This is a genomic window from Rhizobium sp. 768_B6_N1_8 (genome assembly GCF_051811225.1).
Taxonomy (GTDB): Bacteria; Pseudomonadota; Alphaproteobacteria; order Rhizobiales; family Rhizobiaceae; genus Rhizobium.
The window spans coordinates 859,289-875,075 of sequence record NZ_JBPWPV010000002.1 but is presented as its reverse complement, the minus strand read 5'-3'; the positions used below and the strand labels follow the sequence as shown (position 1 = coordinate 875,075).

Below are 15,787 nucleotides of genomic sequence, written 5' to 3'. Positions count from 1 at the left end.
GTCCATCGCCGCCTCTGAAAATGCAATCGACCAGGCGGAGCCACGGTGGCTTCGCCTAGTCGAATATCTGTTCGTGCTGTGGATTTAGGCTGGCAGCCGGACGCTTTTAGGCCGCCAGCAATTCGTCGGCCGGGCCGAAGAATTCGTAATGGATGCGATCACTGGAAACGCCAAGCGCCCGCAGATCACTGACCATCGACCGCAAGAAGGGCTTGGGACCGCAAATATAGAAGTTTGCCGTATCGATCGGCGTATTTGCTTCCAGCCACCCTCTGGTGATGAAACCATCCTCGTCGTGAGAAAAACCGGCAACATCCCTGGCGGCGGGCTCGCTGTAGAAGGTGCTGACCGATACCCGACCGTGCCGCTGGGCGAGCGAGCGGACATGCTTGTCCATCGCGTGCGTCGAGCTGTTCATCGCTCCGTGAACGAAATGGGCTTCGACATCAGGATAGTCGCCGGCGATCGCCTCCAGCATGCTGACCATCGGCGTGAGGCCCACGCCGCCTGACAGCAGAACCATTTCGCTGGTTGGCTCCTCAGGCAGGTAGAAGTCTCCGGCAGGCGGCGTGACCTTCAACACCGTACCGACCGCGACGTGATCGTGCAGATAGCGAGAGGCGCCCTTGCCGTTCTCTTCCCGCTTGACCGAGATGCGATAGAAATCCTGATTTGGTCCGGACGAGATCGAATAGTTCCGCTTCATCTTGCTGCCATCGGGCAGGCTGAGATCGAAAGTCAGATACTGGCCGGCTCGATGAAGCGCGACGCCTTGCCCGTCGACCGGACGCAGGACGAACGATGTCACGACATCGCTTTCCTTGATTTTTTCGGCAACCCTGAATTCGCGCCAGCCGTTCCAGCCCCCGGCCCGCTTTTCAAGCTCGGCTCGTATCTGCTCCTCTCGTTCGATCAGGGTGTCAGCAAGGAACCAGTAAGCTTCTCCCCAGGCATCAATCAGTTCCTCGGATACCGCCTCACCCAATACCTCGCGGATTGCTGCCAGCAGTGATTTGGCGACATAGGGATAATGTTCGGAGAGGATATGAAAACCGATGTGCTTATGCGCGATCCTTTCGATGACGGGCAAAAGAGGCGCGAGGTTATCGATGTTCTGCGCATAACCGACGATTGCCGCCGCCAGCGCGTGAACCTGAGAGCCATTTTCACCGTGATTGGCCTGATTGAAGAGCGCCTTGATGTGCTCGTCCTTGAAGAGCAGCCCGTACATCGTCTTCGTTATGTCGCTCGCATGGGCGGCAACCGCCGGAGCACTCTGCTTCACCAGTTCAATGGTGCGTGCCGAAAGTGGGTTAGGCATGTTCTTTCCTTTCAATGCTATCAATATGGAGAGGGTCGCGATCGAAGAATTCGATCTGAAATTGAACAGGGCCGTGGAGCTCCAGGTGATGCTCCACCTCCGGCAGGACCCGGCCGATGTGATCGGGGCTTAAGGGGCTCACCGTCTGCCCTGTCACCAGGCGCATGCTGCCCGTCAGAACGCGGATGAGTGCCCAGGCGCCGGATTTGACCCGATGATTTTCGAGAAGTGCATTTGGCACAGTCGTTTCATCGAAGATCTTTGTCGTCTTGTATGGCTTCAGAGGTGGTGGTGCAGACTTTTCGGCCCTTAACTCAAGCATCTCGCCGGTCAGCGCCAGGTTCAGCCGCGAGGCAATCCGCCCCGCCTTGATCTGCATCTCTTGCGCGACCGCGAGCGGCAGCATCTCGTCTGTCGTCTCGCGCCAGATCGCAAGCCAGCGCTCAAACATGGCAGGTTCTATCTTGTCCGAATGAATCAGGTGGATCGCGACTGGATTGCCCTTGTATTTGCCAGTCGTGAGCATGAGCGAAGACCAGAATTCAGTCAGTCGCTGCAAATGCTCCGGCCAATCCGCCACCACCGCGAAAACCGGACCAAGCATCAGATCGCGCCGGACTTTCTCATAGAACCGCTCCAATACTGGCAGAATCTGACTCTCCTGCAACTTGGCCGCATCCATCGCGTCACTCCATAATCATGCATCTGCAATGCATGTATACGCCGTCAGTAAAAGATGCTATTGAAATGCATCATTTCTTTTTGGGCGTTTTGACGCAGGTGCCATGAAGCTCACACGGTACACCGACTATGCGATCCGCGTGATGATTTACCTCGGATCACACGAGGGAGAGATCTCGTCCATCAAGGAGGTCGCTGACGCCTATGAAATCTCCCAGAACCATCTGATGAAGGTGGTTCAGGATCTGGCGAAAGCCGGTTTCGTGGAATCGATCAGGGGTAGAAACGGCGGAATCCGGCTCGGCCGTCCGGCCGCCTCCATCAATCTTGGTCGCCTGCTCAGACATACTGAGGGCCTTGACGATATTCTCGAATGCTCTTCCTGTTCCATCAGAGCCGGCTGCGGCATGCCGCCCATCCTGCGAGAGGCGACGGCCGCTTTTGTCGGCGTCTTCGATCGGTATAGCGTCGCCGACATCATAGAACGGAAAGACGTGCTGAGAACTCTCTTTGCCGCAGCATAGGCTAGACTGCCGAAAGGCTGTCAGCTTTCAGGTGCTTCCGCGCATCTCGACATGCGGCTCGATCAACAGATGACGAGCCTCTTCGCGGCCATCAATCCTGCCGAGCAGCGTCTCTGCCGCTGTTCTGCCGAGTGCCGCGGCGTTCTGGTCCACGCTGGTCAGGCCGACGAGGGGAATGGCCGCCATCGGCGAATTGTCGTAGCCGATGATGGCGAGGTCCTCCGGAACCCGGATGCCGCTCATGCGCGCGGCATTGATGAGGGGCACGGCATCGAGATCGGACCAGACGAAGACCGCACGGGGGCGATCCTCTAAGGCCAGGAAATCATTGATTGCCGCCCGACGGTCAGCGCCTACCAACGGCAGGCGGATGATGCGGCCCTCCAGCCCCTCCGCCTTCGCGCCATCCAGGTACCCCTTCTCGCGCTGAAGAGCGACGATGGTCGGCGGCGAGTCGCCGAGGTCGTAGCCGAGCATTGCGATGTCTCGATAACCCCGCTGTAAGGCGGCTTGGACTGCCAGATAGGCGCCTCTGTGGTCATCGGAATTGACCGTGTCGTAGGTCTGGGCATGCGGCTCATGATGGGCAATCACCACAATCGGGATTTGCCGCGCATAGAGCTCAAGGATTTTGCCCGATATTCGCGGAGCGATGATCAACACGCCATCCATGCGGTTATCGATCATCGATTCGATCATCGATGCCTCGATCGGACTTGTAGAGCGGCCGATCCCGATCAGCGCCTTGAAGCCGCTCTCGGACAAGGTCGCATTGGCCTCCTCGATAACACCCGCCAGGAATGGGTTCGACAATTCGATGACCAGCATACCCACCGTTTGGGTGCGGCCGCGCATAGCCCGCGCCGCGACAGAGGGCCGGTAATTCAGCTTTTCAATCGAAGTCTCGACCTTTGTCCGCAAGATGTCGCTGACGCCGTAAGCGTTGCGAAGGACCTTCGATACCGCAGCAACGGAGACACCGGCATCTTGTGCCACATCGCGGATCGTTATCCGGTCCCTTGTCGCGTTAACGGTCTGATTTTTCATTCCAAATTGCCTCACTCTCAAGTGTTGGGAAATTATAGGCACAAAACCTCTTGCGCGGCAATTGATAATGTAGAATGATATACATAGAACGATACACACTGAGCGGCCGCTTGAGGAGATTGGCGGTTGAGGGAGGCTCTAAATGAAGACTGTTTCGGCCCACGGCATCGCCGGAGAAGACGGCCTCGCCGGTTCTGCTTTCCAGTTTGCAGCGTCGATGATCGGCCCCTCCTGTGACGGCGGCCAGGCAACCGCGGGCACTTTCGTGTCGCGCGAATTCGTCCTCGATGCCATTCCAGCCGAAACGACGCTGCGGATCTCGGCACTCGGCCTCTATCGCGCCTTTATCAACGGCAAGCGCGTCGGCAACGACCTCCTGACGCCCGGCTGGACCTGCTATGACGACCGGATCGCCTATCAAAGCTATGACGTGGCGAAGCTCCTGCAGCCCGGTAACAATCGCATCGAGATCTGGCTCGGTGACGGCTGGTATCGCAGCCAGCTGATGTGGGCTTCCAATCCAATTATCAATTGCTGGGGCGACCGTACGGCCGCGATTGCAGAATTGCGCACCGGCGGCGAAACGCTCCTGAAAACGGATGACAGCTGGAAGAGCGGCTTCACTCCCGTTGTGCGCAACGGGATCTATTATGGCGAAGATTATGACGCTCGCATCCGTCCGCAGGACAGCCATGGCGTCGATGTCCTCTCCTTCGACAAGGCTTTGCTCGTTCCGCATGAGACCGGCGCGGTCAAGGAGCTGGACGAACGCTCCCCCATCGATCGCTGGACGGAAGCTGATGGCCGGGTTGTCTATGATTTCGGACAGAATGCCGGAGCCTATATCCGCCTGCGCCTTAAGGGTGCAGCCGGAGCACAGGTGCGCGTTGAGCATTCCGAAGTGCTCGGCCCTGACCGCTTCTTCGACAATCGCAATTATCGCAGCGCGCGTGCCGAACTGATCTATACGCTCTCTGGACAAGCCGAAGAGGAATACGCGCCTCTCTTCACCTTCATGGGCTTCCGCTATGCGCGCATCACCCTGACAGGCCAGGTTGAACTGATCGCGATCACTATGGTGCCGATTACCTCGGTGCCAATAAGTGCCGGCGGCTTCACGTCAGGTGTTGCGGCCGTCAACCGGCTCGTCGACAACACCATCTGGTCGCAGCGTTCCAATTTCATTGAAGTGCCGACGGATTGCCCGCAGCGCGATGAACGCCTCGGCTGGACCGGCGATGCCCAGGTCTTTGCCGGCACGGCCTGCTGGCTTGCCGACAGCCAGTCCTTCCTCAAGAAATATCTTCGTGATGTGATCCACGACCAGCGTGCCGATGGCGCAGTCCCACATTTTTCACCTGATCCGACGCGGCTTCACCCGATCGACGGGCGCGGCGATTGGGCGGGTTCAACCGGCTGGGGCGATGCGATCACCATCATTCCCTGGCAGCTTTACCTGCATTACGGCGACAGCGCCGTATTGGAAGAGTGCTTCCCTGCAATGCTTCGCTGGCTCGATTACCTCTGGGGCATCTCGGATGGACCGATTATCCGTCCCCCGGCAGTCTGGGGCGCGCATGGCTTCACCTTCGGCGACTGGCTGCAACCGGTCGGAGACAACAGGAAGCCGCGCCCGACCGTGGCAGACGATTGCGCAGCGACCCTCTATCATTTCATTTCCACCCAGTTGACGGCAAAGATCGCGCGCATTCTCGGTGAGACTGTCGAAGCAGCAAGGCTCGATAAGCGCGCTAATGAAATCAAGGCCGCGTTCAAGCACGAATTCTTTTCGCCCTCCGGCCGCATTGCCCATAACGACCAGACGTCCTGGTCTTTGGCGTTTCTCTATGGCCTCGTGCCGCCGGAATATGAACCGGCTGCTCGTGACTATTTCCGCCGGGTGGCGGAAGAAACAGACGGCGTTATCGGCACAGGCTTCATCGGCACCCCTGCCCTGCTGCCGGCGCTGACCCGGCTCGGCATGCTGGACCTTGCCGAGAAGATGTTCCTGAACCGGAAGGTTCCGGGATGGCTGTATCAGGTCGAGCGCGGCGCGACATCGATCTGGGAGCGATGGGATGCGCTCGCCGAGGATGGCACGATCTATGATCCCGACATGAACAGCTACAACCATTATGCCTATGGCGCGGTATGCCAGTGGCTCTTCGAAGATGTCGCCGGCATCAAGCCGCTGGAAGACAAGCCAGGCTTCGAGGAAGTCGCCTTCGATCCCGCCATCCTGCCTGCTCTCTCGCCGGTTTCAGCCTGGCATGACACCCGCTTTGGCCGTATCGAAGCTGGCTGGACACTGGAGGGGGGGACCGTCACGTGTCGCTTAGTGCTGCCGCAGGGCGTGACTGCGCGTCTGCAAGGCAGGGGCGAACGCAAGTCGCTGAAGGCAGACGGCACCCTGATCGAGCAAGGTGAGGAGACCAGGCTCGGCGCAGGAGAACATACGATTACGTTTTCTATCTGATGCGGTTGCTCGCGGGTTTTCGATCCGCGGGCAAGCAGCCCAACGCATTCCGGTCTTCAAGAGGAGGAAATGACTATGCGAATGACGAAGTGCAGCATCCTTGCAGCCAGTATCATGGTTCTTGCCGCTGGAGTGGCCCATGCGGATGTGACCCTCAGCGTCCTGATCGACACCAATCCGGAGACGATTGCCTCGTTCGATGCCGTTTCCAAAGCCTATATGGAAAAGCATCCCGACGTCACATTTGATGTCGAGCAGCGTGCCGGAGGCTCGGAGGGCGATAACATCATCAAGACTCGGCTCGCCACCGGCGAAATGGCCGATATCTTCCTGTATAACGGCGGCTCCCTCTTCCAGGCTTTGAAGCCGCAGGAAACGATCGCAGATCTTTCCGATCTTCCGTCGGAAGCCGGAATCCTCGACAGCTTCAAGAAGGTCGTCACCAGCCCGGACGGCCATGTCCGCGGCCTTCCTTTTGGTCCCGCCATGGGCGGCGGCATCTTCTACAACAGAAAGATCTACGCCGATCTCGGGCTGACCCCGCCGAAGACATGGGCGGAGTTCATGAGCAACAACGAGAAGATCAAGGCGGCCGGCAAGGTTGCCGTGGCGCAGACCTATGGCACGACCTGGACTTCGCAACTCTTCGTGCTTGCCGACTTCTATAACGTCCAGGCCGAGGTTCCGAATTTCGCGGCCGACTATACCGCCAACAAGATCAAATATGCCAATACGGCTGCTGCGCTTCGCGGCTTCGAACATCTTGAGGAGGTCGCGAAAGGCGGTTTCCTCAACGCGGACTTCGGCGCGGCGACCTTTGACGACGGCATGCGCATGGTCGCCACAGGCGAAGCCGCTCACTATCCGAACCTTACCTTCGGTATCGGCAACATCCAGCAGAATTTCCCTGACAACCTGAAGGATCTGGGCTTCTTCGCCCAGCCCGGAACGGACGCTGCCAAGAACGGCCTCACCGTCTGGATGCCTTCCGCGCTCTATGCTTCCGCAAAGTCCGAAAACCTCGAAGAGGCCAAGAAATTTCTTGATTTCGTCGGCTCCAAGGAAGCGTGCGACCTGATGGCCAAGGCCGTTCCCTCGGGTCCCTACCTCGTCAAGGGATGTGAACTTCCCAAGGACATTCCGCCGGTCGTTTCCGACATGCTGCCCTATTTCGATACTGAGGGACGCAACGGTCCGGCGCTCGAATTCCTCTCGCCCGTCAAGGGACCGGCGCTTGAGCAGATCACGGTCGAGGTCGGAACCGGCATACGCTCCGCCAAGGATGCGGCCGCGCTCTACGACCAGGATGTCGAGAAGCAGGCCAAGCAGCTCGGCCTGCCGAACTGGTAACCTTCCAGCCGATCCCTCACTCACCTCTTGGAGCCTGGGTGGGGGACGCTTCACGGTGTCCGTATGATAAAACGCAAGTCACCCTATCCCTACTGGTTCGTCCTGCCGGCGGCGGTGATATTCACCGTCCTCTTTCTGGCTCCGACGGTCGCCTCCTTCTGGTTCAGCCTCACGCGCTGGGACCTGTTCACCATGCAGTTCATCGGCCTGGAAAACTACCGGCAATTCTTCCGCGAACCCTTTCTGATCCAGGGCCTGGTCAACACCGTCATCTATGCTGTGCTGACCTCGGGCACGAAAACCGTTCTCGGTCTCCTGCTCGCGGTGCTGTTGACCTCCGGCCTCTGGGGACAAGGCCTGTTGCGCACCGTGATCTTCTTTCCGGTTCTGGTATCGACGATCGGCGTCGGCATCACTTTCTCGGTGCTCATGCATCCCACACGCGGGTTGATCAACGTGGCGCTCGCCGCCATCGGCATCCACGGCCCCGGCTGGCTGACCGATCCGGATCTTGCGCTCTACTCCATCGTCTTCGTCGACCTCTGGAAGGGCATCGGGCTTGCGACCGTGATCTATATCGCCGGGCTCGCATCGATCAGTCCCGACTATTATGAGGCCGCCCGCATCGATGGTGCGACCCGCACCCAGATGTTCTTCCGCGTGACTGTCCCGTTGGTCAAGCCCGCGACGGTGACGGTCGTGACGCTCTCGTTGATCGGTGGCCTCAGAAGCTTCGACTTGATCTGGGCAATGACACGCGGCGGCCCCGGTTTTTCCTCGGATGTGCTCGCAAGCGTCATCTACAAGCAGTACCAGGCGGGCTTCTACGGCCTTTCGACGGCTGGGAATGTCATCCTCTTCCTGCTCATCGGCCTCATTGTCCTGCCGCTGACGGCCTGGTTCAATCGCAAGGAGGTGGATCTATGAGCCGCCGCCAGCTCTATACCGGGATTGCGGCATTGGCCGCTTGCGGTGTGATCTTCGTGCTGCCGTTCATCTTCATCTTCGTCACGGCAGCCAAGACGAAACAGGATGCGGCAACGCTGAGATTCAGCTGGCCGGTCGAGTGGCAGCTCTGGCAGAATTTCATGGAGGTCGTGCAGACCCGCAATTACATGCTGCTGCTCGCCTACTTCAACTCGACCGTCATCACGGTGGCCGCCGTCACCCTGCTGGTGCTATTCGGTGCCATGGTCGGCTACGTTCTGCAGCGCCGCCCCTCACGCTGGAATACTATCATTTATGGCTGCGTGCTCGCCGGCTTGATGATCCCGCCGGCCATTGTTCCGACCATCTGGGTGCTGCAACTCCTCGGCCTTTTCAAGACCTTGTCCGGCATGGTGTTGATCCAGGTTGCCTATGGTCTCGGCTTCACGGTTCTCCTGTTTCGCAGCTTCATCGCAACGATCCCGCGGGATCTCGACGAGGCCGCCATCATCGACGGGGCAAAGCCATTCCAGATCTTCTTTCGCGTCATCCTGCCGCTCCTGAAGCCCGTCACCGTGACTGTTATCGTTGTCCAGTCGATCGCCATCTTCAACGATTTCACCAACCCGCTCTACTATCTGCCGGGCCGGGAAAACGTCACCGTGCAGCTGACGCTCTATAATTTTCAGGGACAGTTCCAGACCCAGTTCAACCTGCTGTTCATGAACATCCTTCTGGTGACCATTCCGCCCCTGATCGTCTTCATCTTCTTCAACCGGCAGATCGTTGCAGGCATGACCGCCGGTGCAGTCAAGGGATAAACCATGACATCAGTTGTTCTCGAAAGTGTCCGCAAGAGCTTCGGCAACCTGGAGGTCATGAAGGGCGTCGACCTCACTGTAGAGCCGGGCGAATTCTGCGTCTTCGTCGGCCCGTCCGGCTGCGGGAAATCGACCCTGCTGCGCATCATCTCCGGACTGGAGACGCAGACTTCGGGCAAGGTGTTCATCGACAGTAAGGACGTGACCTATGCCGAACCATCCGAGCGCGGGATCGCCATGGTGTTTCAGTCCTATGCGCTCTATCCGCATCTGACCGTCGCGGAAAACATCGGCTTCGGCCTGTCGCTCGCCAGGCGACCCAAGGCGGAAATCGCCGAAAGGGTGAAGCAGACCGCAGATATCCTGCAGCTGTCGCACCTGCTCGATCGCAAGCCGAAGGCACTGTCGGGCGGGCAGCGGCAGCGCGTGGCGATTGGTCGGGCGATTATTCGCAATCCAAAAGTCTTCCTGTTCGATGAGCCGCTGTCTAATCTCGATGCATCGCTGCGCTCGCAGATGCGCATCGAGCTGACCGAGCTTCATGCCAAGCTCGGCGCCACCATGATCTACGTCACCCATGATCAGGTCGAGGCGATGACGATGGCCGACAAGATCGTCGTTCTGAACGGCGGGCAGATCGAGCAGGTCGGAACGCCGATGACGCTCTACAACAATCCGGCCAGCCCCTTCGTTGCCGGCTTCATCGGCTCGCCGAAGATGAACTTGTTCGAGGGAGAGATCGCCGCACGGGAGGGATGCCGGACCTACGGTATCCGGCCCGAACATATCACGCTCTCGCCGACGGAAGGCAAATGGCAAGGCAAGGTGCGCCATATCGAGCGGCTCGGCGCCGATACGGTCGTCTACCTCGATGTGCCGGAATTGCAGACACTTGTCGTGCGTACGGACGGCGACCGGCCGGTGACAACCGGTGAAACGCAGTTTGCCTCACCGCTCGCCGGGAAAGAGCACAGGTTCTCCTGATCTCTATCGTACGATACGGAAATCGCTCGGTATCTCATCGAGATTTGCCGGCTCCGCTTTCACCTCTGCCACGGAGGAGCCGGCGGGACCGCTCCAGAAACGCTCGAGCATGGAGCCGGTGGCGCCTTGAGAACCGACGATCAAAGCGCTGACCGAGCCGTCGGCCTCGTTCCTCACCCAGCCCGTCAGGCCGAGTTGGAGGGCCTGGCCGCGAGTCCAGGCGCGATAGCCGACGCCTTGCACCCCGCCGGTGATGTGCACACGAAAAGCATCCTGGGTCGCGGTCATCTGGGTTCCTCTCCGACAACCAGATGATGTCGCTCCCAGCGCTCTTTGCAAGGGCCATGTTTCCGTCGGCGGAAGATGCACCCCGTTCAACACGTCTTCTTGCGGGGCAGATCTTGACGATCGGCAGTCGACCTAGCGCCCGGGCGCGACTGGACCGACCCTATCCATGCCCGCGATCGAGATCGGTCTTCGAAGGCAAATTCAGGGCGTCTCAACCAGCAGCCGAGATAGCGCCGATCATCGAACGCATATCCCGCCGAAAATCAGATGGAGACATGCCGGCAATATTGCGGAAGGACTTGTTGAAGGCGCTGATCGAGCCGAAACCGCTATCCATCGCGATCTGGAGAACGTTCGCGCCTTCGCCCATCAGTTGCGCCTGGGCATGCGAAAGGCGCAGCAAATTAATGTATTTGCTGATCGTCATGCCTGTCGTCTTCTTGAACAGGTTCATCGCATATTTCGGATGAAGATCGACCGTGCGAGCAATTTCGACCGTATCGATGTCCTGCAGGAAATTGCTCGCTATGAAATCGCACATACGCGCGACGCTGCGGGAAAGATGCGAATTGGGCTGCTCAAGCTCGTCTGTGCTGGTGCCCGGAACCATCAGATATGATTCCAGGGCAATCCGCTCGATGCGCAGAAGCAATTCATCGACGGCGTGCTGCGTCTTTCTGACATCATTGGATCTCGCATAGTCATACCAGCGCGGGAAATTTGCCTCATCCGCCGCATCGGTCGCCGATGTCAGCAGGATTTCCCCCTTCATCAGACGGGTGCCTATGGTCGGAGGCAGGCGCATCCTGAAGAAATAGACGAGCGGCAGATGCGCGCCCGCATAAAGGGAATCATCTGAGGACTCATCCATCTGATGCGGCTGCCCGCCCCAGAAAAGGCACATCTGGCCGGCTTTGAGCGTGATGTCATGGTCGCTCATGCGATAATGGACGCTGCCGCGCATGATGTAATTGACCTCGACCTGGGCATGCCAATGCGGCATCGCCATAACAGGCGGATGAGCATAAAACATCTGCAGCGCCATCGGCATGCCTTCAATCGTGCTGGCACCAGGCTGGTAAACAGGTTTACCAACGACCTTACTTTCCGCCAATTCTATATTCCCTTTTTATGAGACAGCCGCTCCCGCCGCGCTAAATTAGCCACGTTCGCTCAGCGACGGCAATTGAAAAGGGAGGATTTTCATGCGCTCTAAACTCATCACTGCAACGACAGCGCTTGTGCTGCTTGCATCCGGATCTGCCTACGCGCAGTCCGCAACACTTACCATCTGGAGCTGGAATGTCGCAGCTTCCGCTCTCAAATCGACGGTCGAAGGCTTCAACAAGCAGTTTCCAGACATCAAGGTCGATGTCCAGGATCTCGGCAACCAGCAGGTCTTCGACAAGACACTCGCCGCCTGCGCTGCCGGCGGCGATGGCCTTCCCGATATCGTCACGATAGAGAATTTCGAGGCGGAAATCTTCTGGAGCCGCTTCCCGGATTGCTTCGCCAATCTGAAGGACCTCGGCTACAACGCCGACATGCAGGCGAAATTCCCCGAGTTCAAGCGTACAGAGCTTGAAATCGGTGATGTCGCCTATGCCATGCCGTGGGATTCCGGTCCAGTCACCGTCTTCTATCGTCGCGACTATTACGAAAAGGCCGGTGTCGATCCGAAGTCTATCGCAACCTGGGACGATTTCATTGCCGCCGGCAAGAAGGTCTCGGCAGCCAATCCCGGCGTCGTCATGGGCCAGGGCGATTTCAACGGCGACAGCGAATGGTTCCGCATGCTCGCCAACGAACAGGGCTGCGGTTATTTCTCGACCGACGGCCAATCGATCACCATCAATAAGCCCGCTTGCGTGCAGACGCTGGAAAAAGTCAAGGCGATGAAGGATGCCGGCACGCTGACGGCGGCGAACTGGGATGAGAAGATCTCCTCCAACACCGCCGGCAAAGTGGCAAGCCAGGTCTTCGGCGGCTGGTACGAAGGCACGATCCGTTCCGGCTCTCCCGATCTGTCAGGTAAGTGGGGCGTTTACGCCATGCCGGGCATGACCGCAGACAGCCCCCATGCTGCCAACCTCGGCGGCTCCTCGCTCGCCATCAATGCCAACTCGCAGAACAAGGAAGCAGCCTTCAAATATCTGACTTATGCGCTCACCACCAATGAGGGCCAGGTCACCATGCTGAAGTCGTTCGGTCTCGTGCCGTCGCTGCTGTCGGCCGTTCAGGATCCCTTCGTCAACGAGCCGCAGCCCTATTGGGGCGGCCAGAAGATCTGGGCCGACATCCTGGCTACCCTGCCGAAGATCGTGCCGAGCCGCGGTACGGCCTTCCAGACGGATGCAGATGCCATCTACAAGACGACGCAGACGAAGTATTTCGCCGGCGGTTATCCCGATGCGAAGGCGGCCCTCGACGATGCCGCCAAGCAGATTGCATCGGCGACCGGTCTTCCGATCGCACAATGAATGGCAAGCCGGGCGCCGAAGCGCCCGGCCTCGCCTGCCGCGGGAGGCGGTCGGCACATTCGTTTCGGTAAGGAGGATTCATGCCGATCAGAAACCGCAGCGCCTATGCGTTCCTCGCGCCCTATCTTCTGGTCTTTGCCGCCTTCTGGGTCTGGCCGATCATCAATTCGTTCCTGATCTCGTTCCAGAACACGCGCATCAATCCGTGGAAATTCAGCCTTCAGGCCAATTGGGGGCGCCTCTTCGCCGACCCGGCCTTCTACAACGCCGTCTATAACACGCTCATCATCCTGGTCATCCAGGTGCCTGTCATGATCGCCCTTGCGACCATCATGGCCGTGCTGCTCAATTCGCCGCTTCTGAAAGCACGCGTCCTGTTTCGTTTCGCATTTTTCGCGCCAGTCGTGGTTGGCGAGGTCGCCTATGCGGCTGTCTTCCGGCTGATGTTCAATCTCGATTTCGGCATCATCAACAAGCTGATCGGCGCAGCAGGCCTCGCCCCCGTTTCCTGGTTCGACAATGCCAATGCCGCCATGGTCGTCATTATTATTGCCGTCACCTGGCGATGGGCGGGCTACAATGCCATCATCATCCTGGCCGGCCTGCAATCGATCCCGGAAGATGTCTACGAGGCGGCTACGCTCGACCGCGTCAGCAAGCTGCAACAGTTCTTCCACATCACCCTGCCGCTCCTGAAACCGATCATTCTTTTCTGCGTGGTTCTGTCCGTCATCGGTACGATGCAGCTCTTCGCCGAACCTTTCCTCATTACCAACAGAGGCGGACCTGGCGGTGGCACCGAGACACTTGGCCTGCTGCTCTATCGCCAAGGCTTTACATCGCTGAACTTCGGTTATGCCTCGGCGATCGCCTATACGATGGCAGCGCTCGCAGTCGCGATCTCGTTGCTCAACCTTTGGGTCGGGAGGGAGCCGAAATGAGATCCAAGTCGCAATCCCTTCTCATCCGCCAGATCGCCCTGCACGCTTTCCTGCTGCCGCTCGCAATCATCTGGCTCTTTCCGCTCTGGATGATGTTCGTTTTCTCGACCATGCCTGATTACGGCATCTTCAGCCCGCAGATCGTGCTCTGGCCCTCGACCAATTTCGTCGCAAACTTCCAGAACCTGCAGGCGGACACGAATTTCATCGGCGCAATGGTGATCTCCATCGTTGTTGCCACCGTCTATACCGTCTTATCCGTGCTCCTGACCTCCATGGCCGGTTGGGCACTCGCACGCTACCGCTTCGTCGGCCGTTCGCTGGTCATCGCCATCATCCTCGGCACGATCACCCTGCCCTATTTCGTCGTGGTCATTCCGCAATTCATCATGGTCGCGCGCGAATTCAAGCTCGCCAATACCTGGATCGCCCTTATCGTGCCGCCGCTCTTCAATTCGCTCGGCGTGCTCTTCATGCGGCAGTCCTTCTCCATGATGCCCAACGATCTCTTCGATGCAGCCCGCGTCGAAGGCGTCAAGGAATGGCAGATCTTCCTGCGCATCGCGCTGCCGCTTGCCCGGCCGACCATGGCGGCACTGGCAATCATCCTCTTCCTCGCCTCCTGGAACAATTATCTCTGGCCGCTGCTGATCAATTCGAAGCCCGGCATGATGACGGCTCCGGTGGCGCTCGGCGTGCTGATCGGCCTCACCAAGGTTTCCTGGGGTGGCATCATGGCGGGTGCGGTGCTTCTGACTGCACCGATCCTCGTCGTCTTCGTGGCTCTGCAGCGTCACTTCATCGCCGGCATTGCGGCCGGAGCAATCAAATAATCGAGGGGCCTATGGCAGAGCTTTCACTCAACAATATCGTCAAGCGTTACGGCGCGCTTGAAATCATTCATGGTGCCAATCTGGACGTGAAGGACGGCGAGTTCGTCGTTTTCGTCGGCCCCTCCGGCTGCGGCAAGTCCACCCTGCTGCGCATGATCGCCGGCCTTGAGGATATCACCGGCGGCGAGCTGAAGATCGGCGGCCGCCTCGTCAACGATGTCGAGCCGGCCGACCGTGGCATTGCCATGGTTTTCCAATCCTACGCGCTCTACCCGCATCTGACTGTCGAGGAGAACCTGAGCTTCGGCCTGCGCATGAATGGCAACCCGAAGGACGACACCGAACGGCGCGTGCGCCATGTCGCGGAAATCCTGCAGATCACAGAATTGATGAAGCGCCGGCCGAAACAGCTTTCCGGCGGCCAGCGCCAGCGCGTCGCAATCGGCCGCGCCATCGTGCGCGAACCGCAGGTCTTCCTGTTCGACGAGCCGCTGTCCAATCTCGATGCGGAACTGCGTGTGCAGATGCGCGTCGAGATCTCCAGGCTGCACAAGCAGCTCGGCACGACGATGATCTATGTGACACACGACCAGACGGAGGCGATGACGCTCGCCGACAAGATTGTCGTTTTGCGCGCCGGCAATATCGAACAGATTGGCGCGCCGCTCGATCTCTATGACGATCCGGCTAACCAGTTCGTCGCCGGCTTCGTCGGTTCGCCGAAGATGAACTTCCTCAAGGCCGAGGTGACCGAGATACAGGCCGGCAAAGCGACAGTCGTGCTCGCGGACGACAGAACGGTGCGCCTCGCGGTACCATTGCATGACCTCATCACATCGGGCACGCCCGTCACGCTCGGCATTCGGCCAGAGCATTTCGGCGAGATGGGTCAGGGCGAAGCGGATCTGACGGTTGCCGTCGATGTCGCCGAGCACCTCGGCAACACCAGCTACATCTACGCAAACTTTGGCGGTGAGCAGCTCATCATCGAACAGCCAGAATCCCGCAGCCTCGGCAAGACTGAGCGGCTGACCGTGTCGCTGTCCGCCGCCCGCACCTTCCTGTTCGATGCAGCCGGCAAGCGGCTCCGATAACGCAATCCCAAGACAGAAAG

15 protein-coding genes are annotated in these 15,787 nt (G+C 59.0%); 10 read left to right on the top strand and 5 right to left on the bottom strand.

Annotated elements, in window-relative coordinates; genetic code table 11:
- Positions 1-106: 106 nt before the first annotated feature.
- Both hmpA and AB8B33_RS28440 read right to left on the bottom strand, forming a co-directional pair.
- On the bottom strand, positions 107-1,321 hold the full coding sequence (gene hmpA / locus AB8B33_RS28445; protein ID WP_439017933.1) for an NO-inducible flavohemoprotein: 1,215 nt from the start codon (positions 1,319-1,321) through the stop codon (positions 107-109).
- Entirely contained in the window at positions 1,314-2,003 is a 690-nt protein-coding gene (locus tag AB8B33_RS28440; protein WP_439017932.1) for a DUF1971 domain-containing protein, read from the bottom strand. The genes hmpA and AB8B33_RS28440 overlap by 8 nt, the downstream gene beginning before the upstream one ends.
- A 103-nt stretch (positions 2,004-2,106) precedes the next feature.
- On the opposite strand from AB8B33_RS28440, the gene AB8B33_RS28435 reads away from it, so the two are divergent.
- Positions 2,107-2,526 carry an RrF2 family transcriptional regulator gene (locus AB8B33_RS28435; protein WP_439017931.1) on the top strand — a complete coding sequence of 140 codons (420 nt, stop codon included), beginning with the start codon at positions 2,107-2,109 and terminating at the stop codon, positions 2,524-2,526.
- A gap of 27 nt (positions 2,527-2,553) precedes the next feature.
- Here AB8B33_RS28435 and AB8B33_RS28430 read toward each other — a convergent pair whose 3' ends face one another.
- Complete coding sequence (locus AB8B33_RS28430; RefSeq protein WP_439017930.1) at positions 2,554-3,573, bottom strand: LacI family DNA-binding transcriptional regulator; 1,020 nt, start codon at positions 3,571-3,573, stop codon at positions 2,554-2,556.
- Between the two features lie 142 nt (positions 3,574-3,715).
- Here AB8B33_RS28430 and AB8B33_RS28425 point away from each other — a divergent pair, with 142 nt between their 5' ends.
- From AB8B33_RS28425 to AB8B33_RS28405, 5 genes are all read left to right on the top strand, one after another.
- Positions 3,716-6,049: a family 78 glycoside hydrolase catalytic domain gene (locus AB8B33_RS28425; protein ID WP_439017929.1), complete on the top strand. Its 2,334-nt coding sequence runs from the start codon at positions 3,716-3,718 to the stop codon at positions 6,047-6,049.
- A gap of 75 nt (positions 6,050-6,124) precedes the next feature.
- Positions 6,125-7,399, top strand: a complete 1,275-nt coding sequence (locus AB8B33_RS28420) for an ABC transporter substrate-binding protein (RefSeq protein WP_439018869.1) — start codon at positions 6,125-6,127, stop codon at positions 7,397-7,399.
- A gap of 63 nt (positions 7,400-7,462) precedes the next feature.
- Entirely contained in the window at positions 7,463-8,326 is an 864-nt protein-coding gene (locus AB8B33_RS28415; protein ID WP_439017928.1) for a carbohydrate ABC transporter permease, read from the top strand.
- Positions 8,323-9,147 (top strand): carbohydrate ABC transporter permease, encoded by an 825-nt coding sequence (locus tag AB8B33_RS28410; protein WP_113320033.1) that lies wholly within the window; start codon positions 8,323-8,325, stop codon positions 9,145-9,147. The genes AB8B33_RS28415 and AB8B33_RS28410 overlap by 4 nt, the downstream gene beginning before the upstream one ends.
- 3 nt (positions 9,148-9,150) lie before the next feature.
- On the top strand, positions 9,151-10,131 hold the full coding sequence (locus tag AB8B33_RS28405) for an ABC transporter ATP-binding protein (RefSeq protein ID WP_439017927.1): 981 nt from the start codon (positions 9,151-9,153) through the stop codon (positions 10,129-10,131).
- 3 nt (positions 10,132-10,134) lie between these two features.
- Here AB8B33_RS28405 and AB8B33_RS28400 read toward each other — a convergent pair whose 3' ends face one another.
- Entirely contained in the window at positions 10,135-10,419 is a 285-nt protein-coding gene (locus AB8B33_RS28400; protein ID WP_439017926.1) for an acylphosphatase, read from the bottom strand.
- Between the two features lie 211 nt (positions 10,420-10,630).
- Positions 10,631-11,539: a helix-turn-helix domain-containing protein gene (locus AB8B33_RS28395; protein ID WP_439018868.1), complete on the bottom strand. Its 909-nt coding sequence runs from the start codon at positions 11,537-11,539 to the stop codon at positions 10,631-10,633.
- Between the two features lie 85 nt (positions 11,540-11,624).
- Between AB8B33_RS28395 and AB8B33_RS28390 the strand changes: the two genes are divergently transcribed.
- From AB8B33_RS28390 to AB8B33_RS28375, 4 genes are all read left to right on the top strand, one after another.
- Positions 11,625-12,899 (top strand): ABC transporter substrate-binding protein, encoded by a 1,275-nt coding sequence (locus tag AB8B33_RS28390; RefSeq protein ID WP_310390176.1) that lies wholly within the window; start codon positions 11,625-11,627, stop codon positions 12,897-12,899.
- Between the two features lie 80 nt (positions 12,900-12,979).
- Positions 12,980-13,840, top strand: a complete 861-nt coding sequence (locus AB8B33_RS28385) for a carbohydrate ABC transporter permease (protein WP_113320038.1) — start codon at positions 12,980-12,982, stop codon at positions 13,838-13,840.
- Complete coding sequence (locus AB8B33_RS28380) at positions 13,837-14,673, top strand: carbohydrate ABC transporter permease (RefSeq protein ID WP_310390172.1); 837 nt, start codon at positions 13,837-13,839, stop codon at positions 14,671-14,673. The genes AB8B33_RS28385 and AB8B33_RS28380 overlap by 4 nt, the downstream gene beginning before the upstream one ends.
- 11 nt (positions 14,674-14,684) lie before the next feature.
- Positions 14,685-15,767: an ABC transporter ATP-binding protein gene (locus AB8B33_RS28375; RefSeq protein ID WP_439017925.1), complete on the top strand. Its 1,083-nt coding sequence runs from the start codon at positions 14,685-14,687 to the stop codon at positions 15,765-15,767.
- The last annotated feature ends 20 nt before the right edge of the window (positions 15,768-15,787 follow it).

Coding starts and splice junctions, on each gene's coding strand:
- hmpA (WP_439017933.1), bottom strand. CDS start 1,321: ATGCCTAACCCACTTTCGGCACGCACCATTGAACTGGTGAAGCAGAGT.
- AB8B33_RS28405 (WP_439017927.1), top strand. CDS start 9,151: ATGACATCAGTTGTTCTCGAAAGTGTCCGCAAGAGCTTCGGCAACCTG.
- AB8B33_RS28385 (WP_113320038.1), top strand. CDS start 12,980: ATGCCGATCAGAAACCGCAGCGCCTATGCGTTCCTCGCGCCCTATCTT.
- AB8B33_RS28420 (WP_439018869.1), top strand. CDS start 6,125: ATGCGAATGACGAAGTGCAGCATCCTTGCAGCCAGTATCATGGTTCTT.
- AB8B33_RS28390 (WP_310390176.1), top strand. CDS start 11,625: ATGCGCTCTAAACTCATCACTGCAACGACAGCGCTTGTGCTGCTTGCA.
- AB8B33_RS28410 (WP_113320033.1), top strand. CDS start 8,323: ATGAGCCGCCGCCAGCTCTATACCGGGATTGCGGCATTGGCCGCTTGC.
- AB8B33_RS28415 (WP_439017928.1), top strand. CDS start 7,463: ATGATAAAACGCAAGTCACCCTATCCCTACTGGTTCGTCCTGCCGGCG.
- AB8B33_RS28435 (WP_439017931.1), top strand. CDS start 2,107: ATGAAGCTCACACGGTACACCGACTATGCGATCCGCGTGATGATTTAC.
- AB8B33_RS28430 (WP_439017930.1), bottom strand. CDS start 3,573: ATGAAAAATCAGACCGTTAACGCGACAAGGGACCGGATAACGATCCGC.
- AB8B33_RS28400 (WP_439017926.1), bottom strand. CDS start 10,419: ATGACCGCGACCCAGGATGCTTTTCGTGTGCACATCACCGGCGGGGTG.
- AB8B33_RS28375 (WP_439017925.1), top strand. CDS start 14,685: ATGGCAGAGCTTTCACTCAACAATATCGTCAAGCGTTACGGCGCGCTT.
- AB8B33_RS28440 (WP_439017932.1), bottom strand. CDS start 2,003: ATGGATGCGGCCAAGTTGCAGGAGAGTCAGATTCTGCCAGTATTGGAG.
- AB8B33_RS28380 (WP_310390172.1), top strand. CDS start 13,837: ATGAGATCCAAGTCGCAATCCCTTCTCATCCGCCAGATCGCCCTGCAC.
- AB8B33_RS28425 (WP_439017929.1), top strand. CDS start 3,716: ATGAAGACTGTTTCGGCCCACGGCATCGCCGGAGAAGACGGCCTCGCC.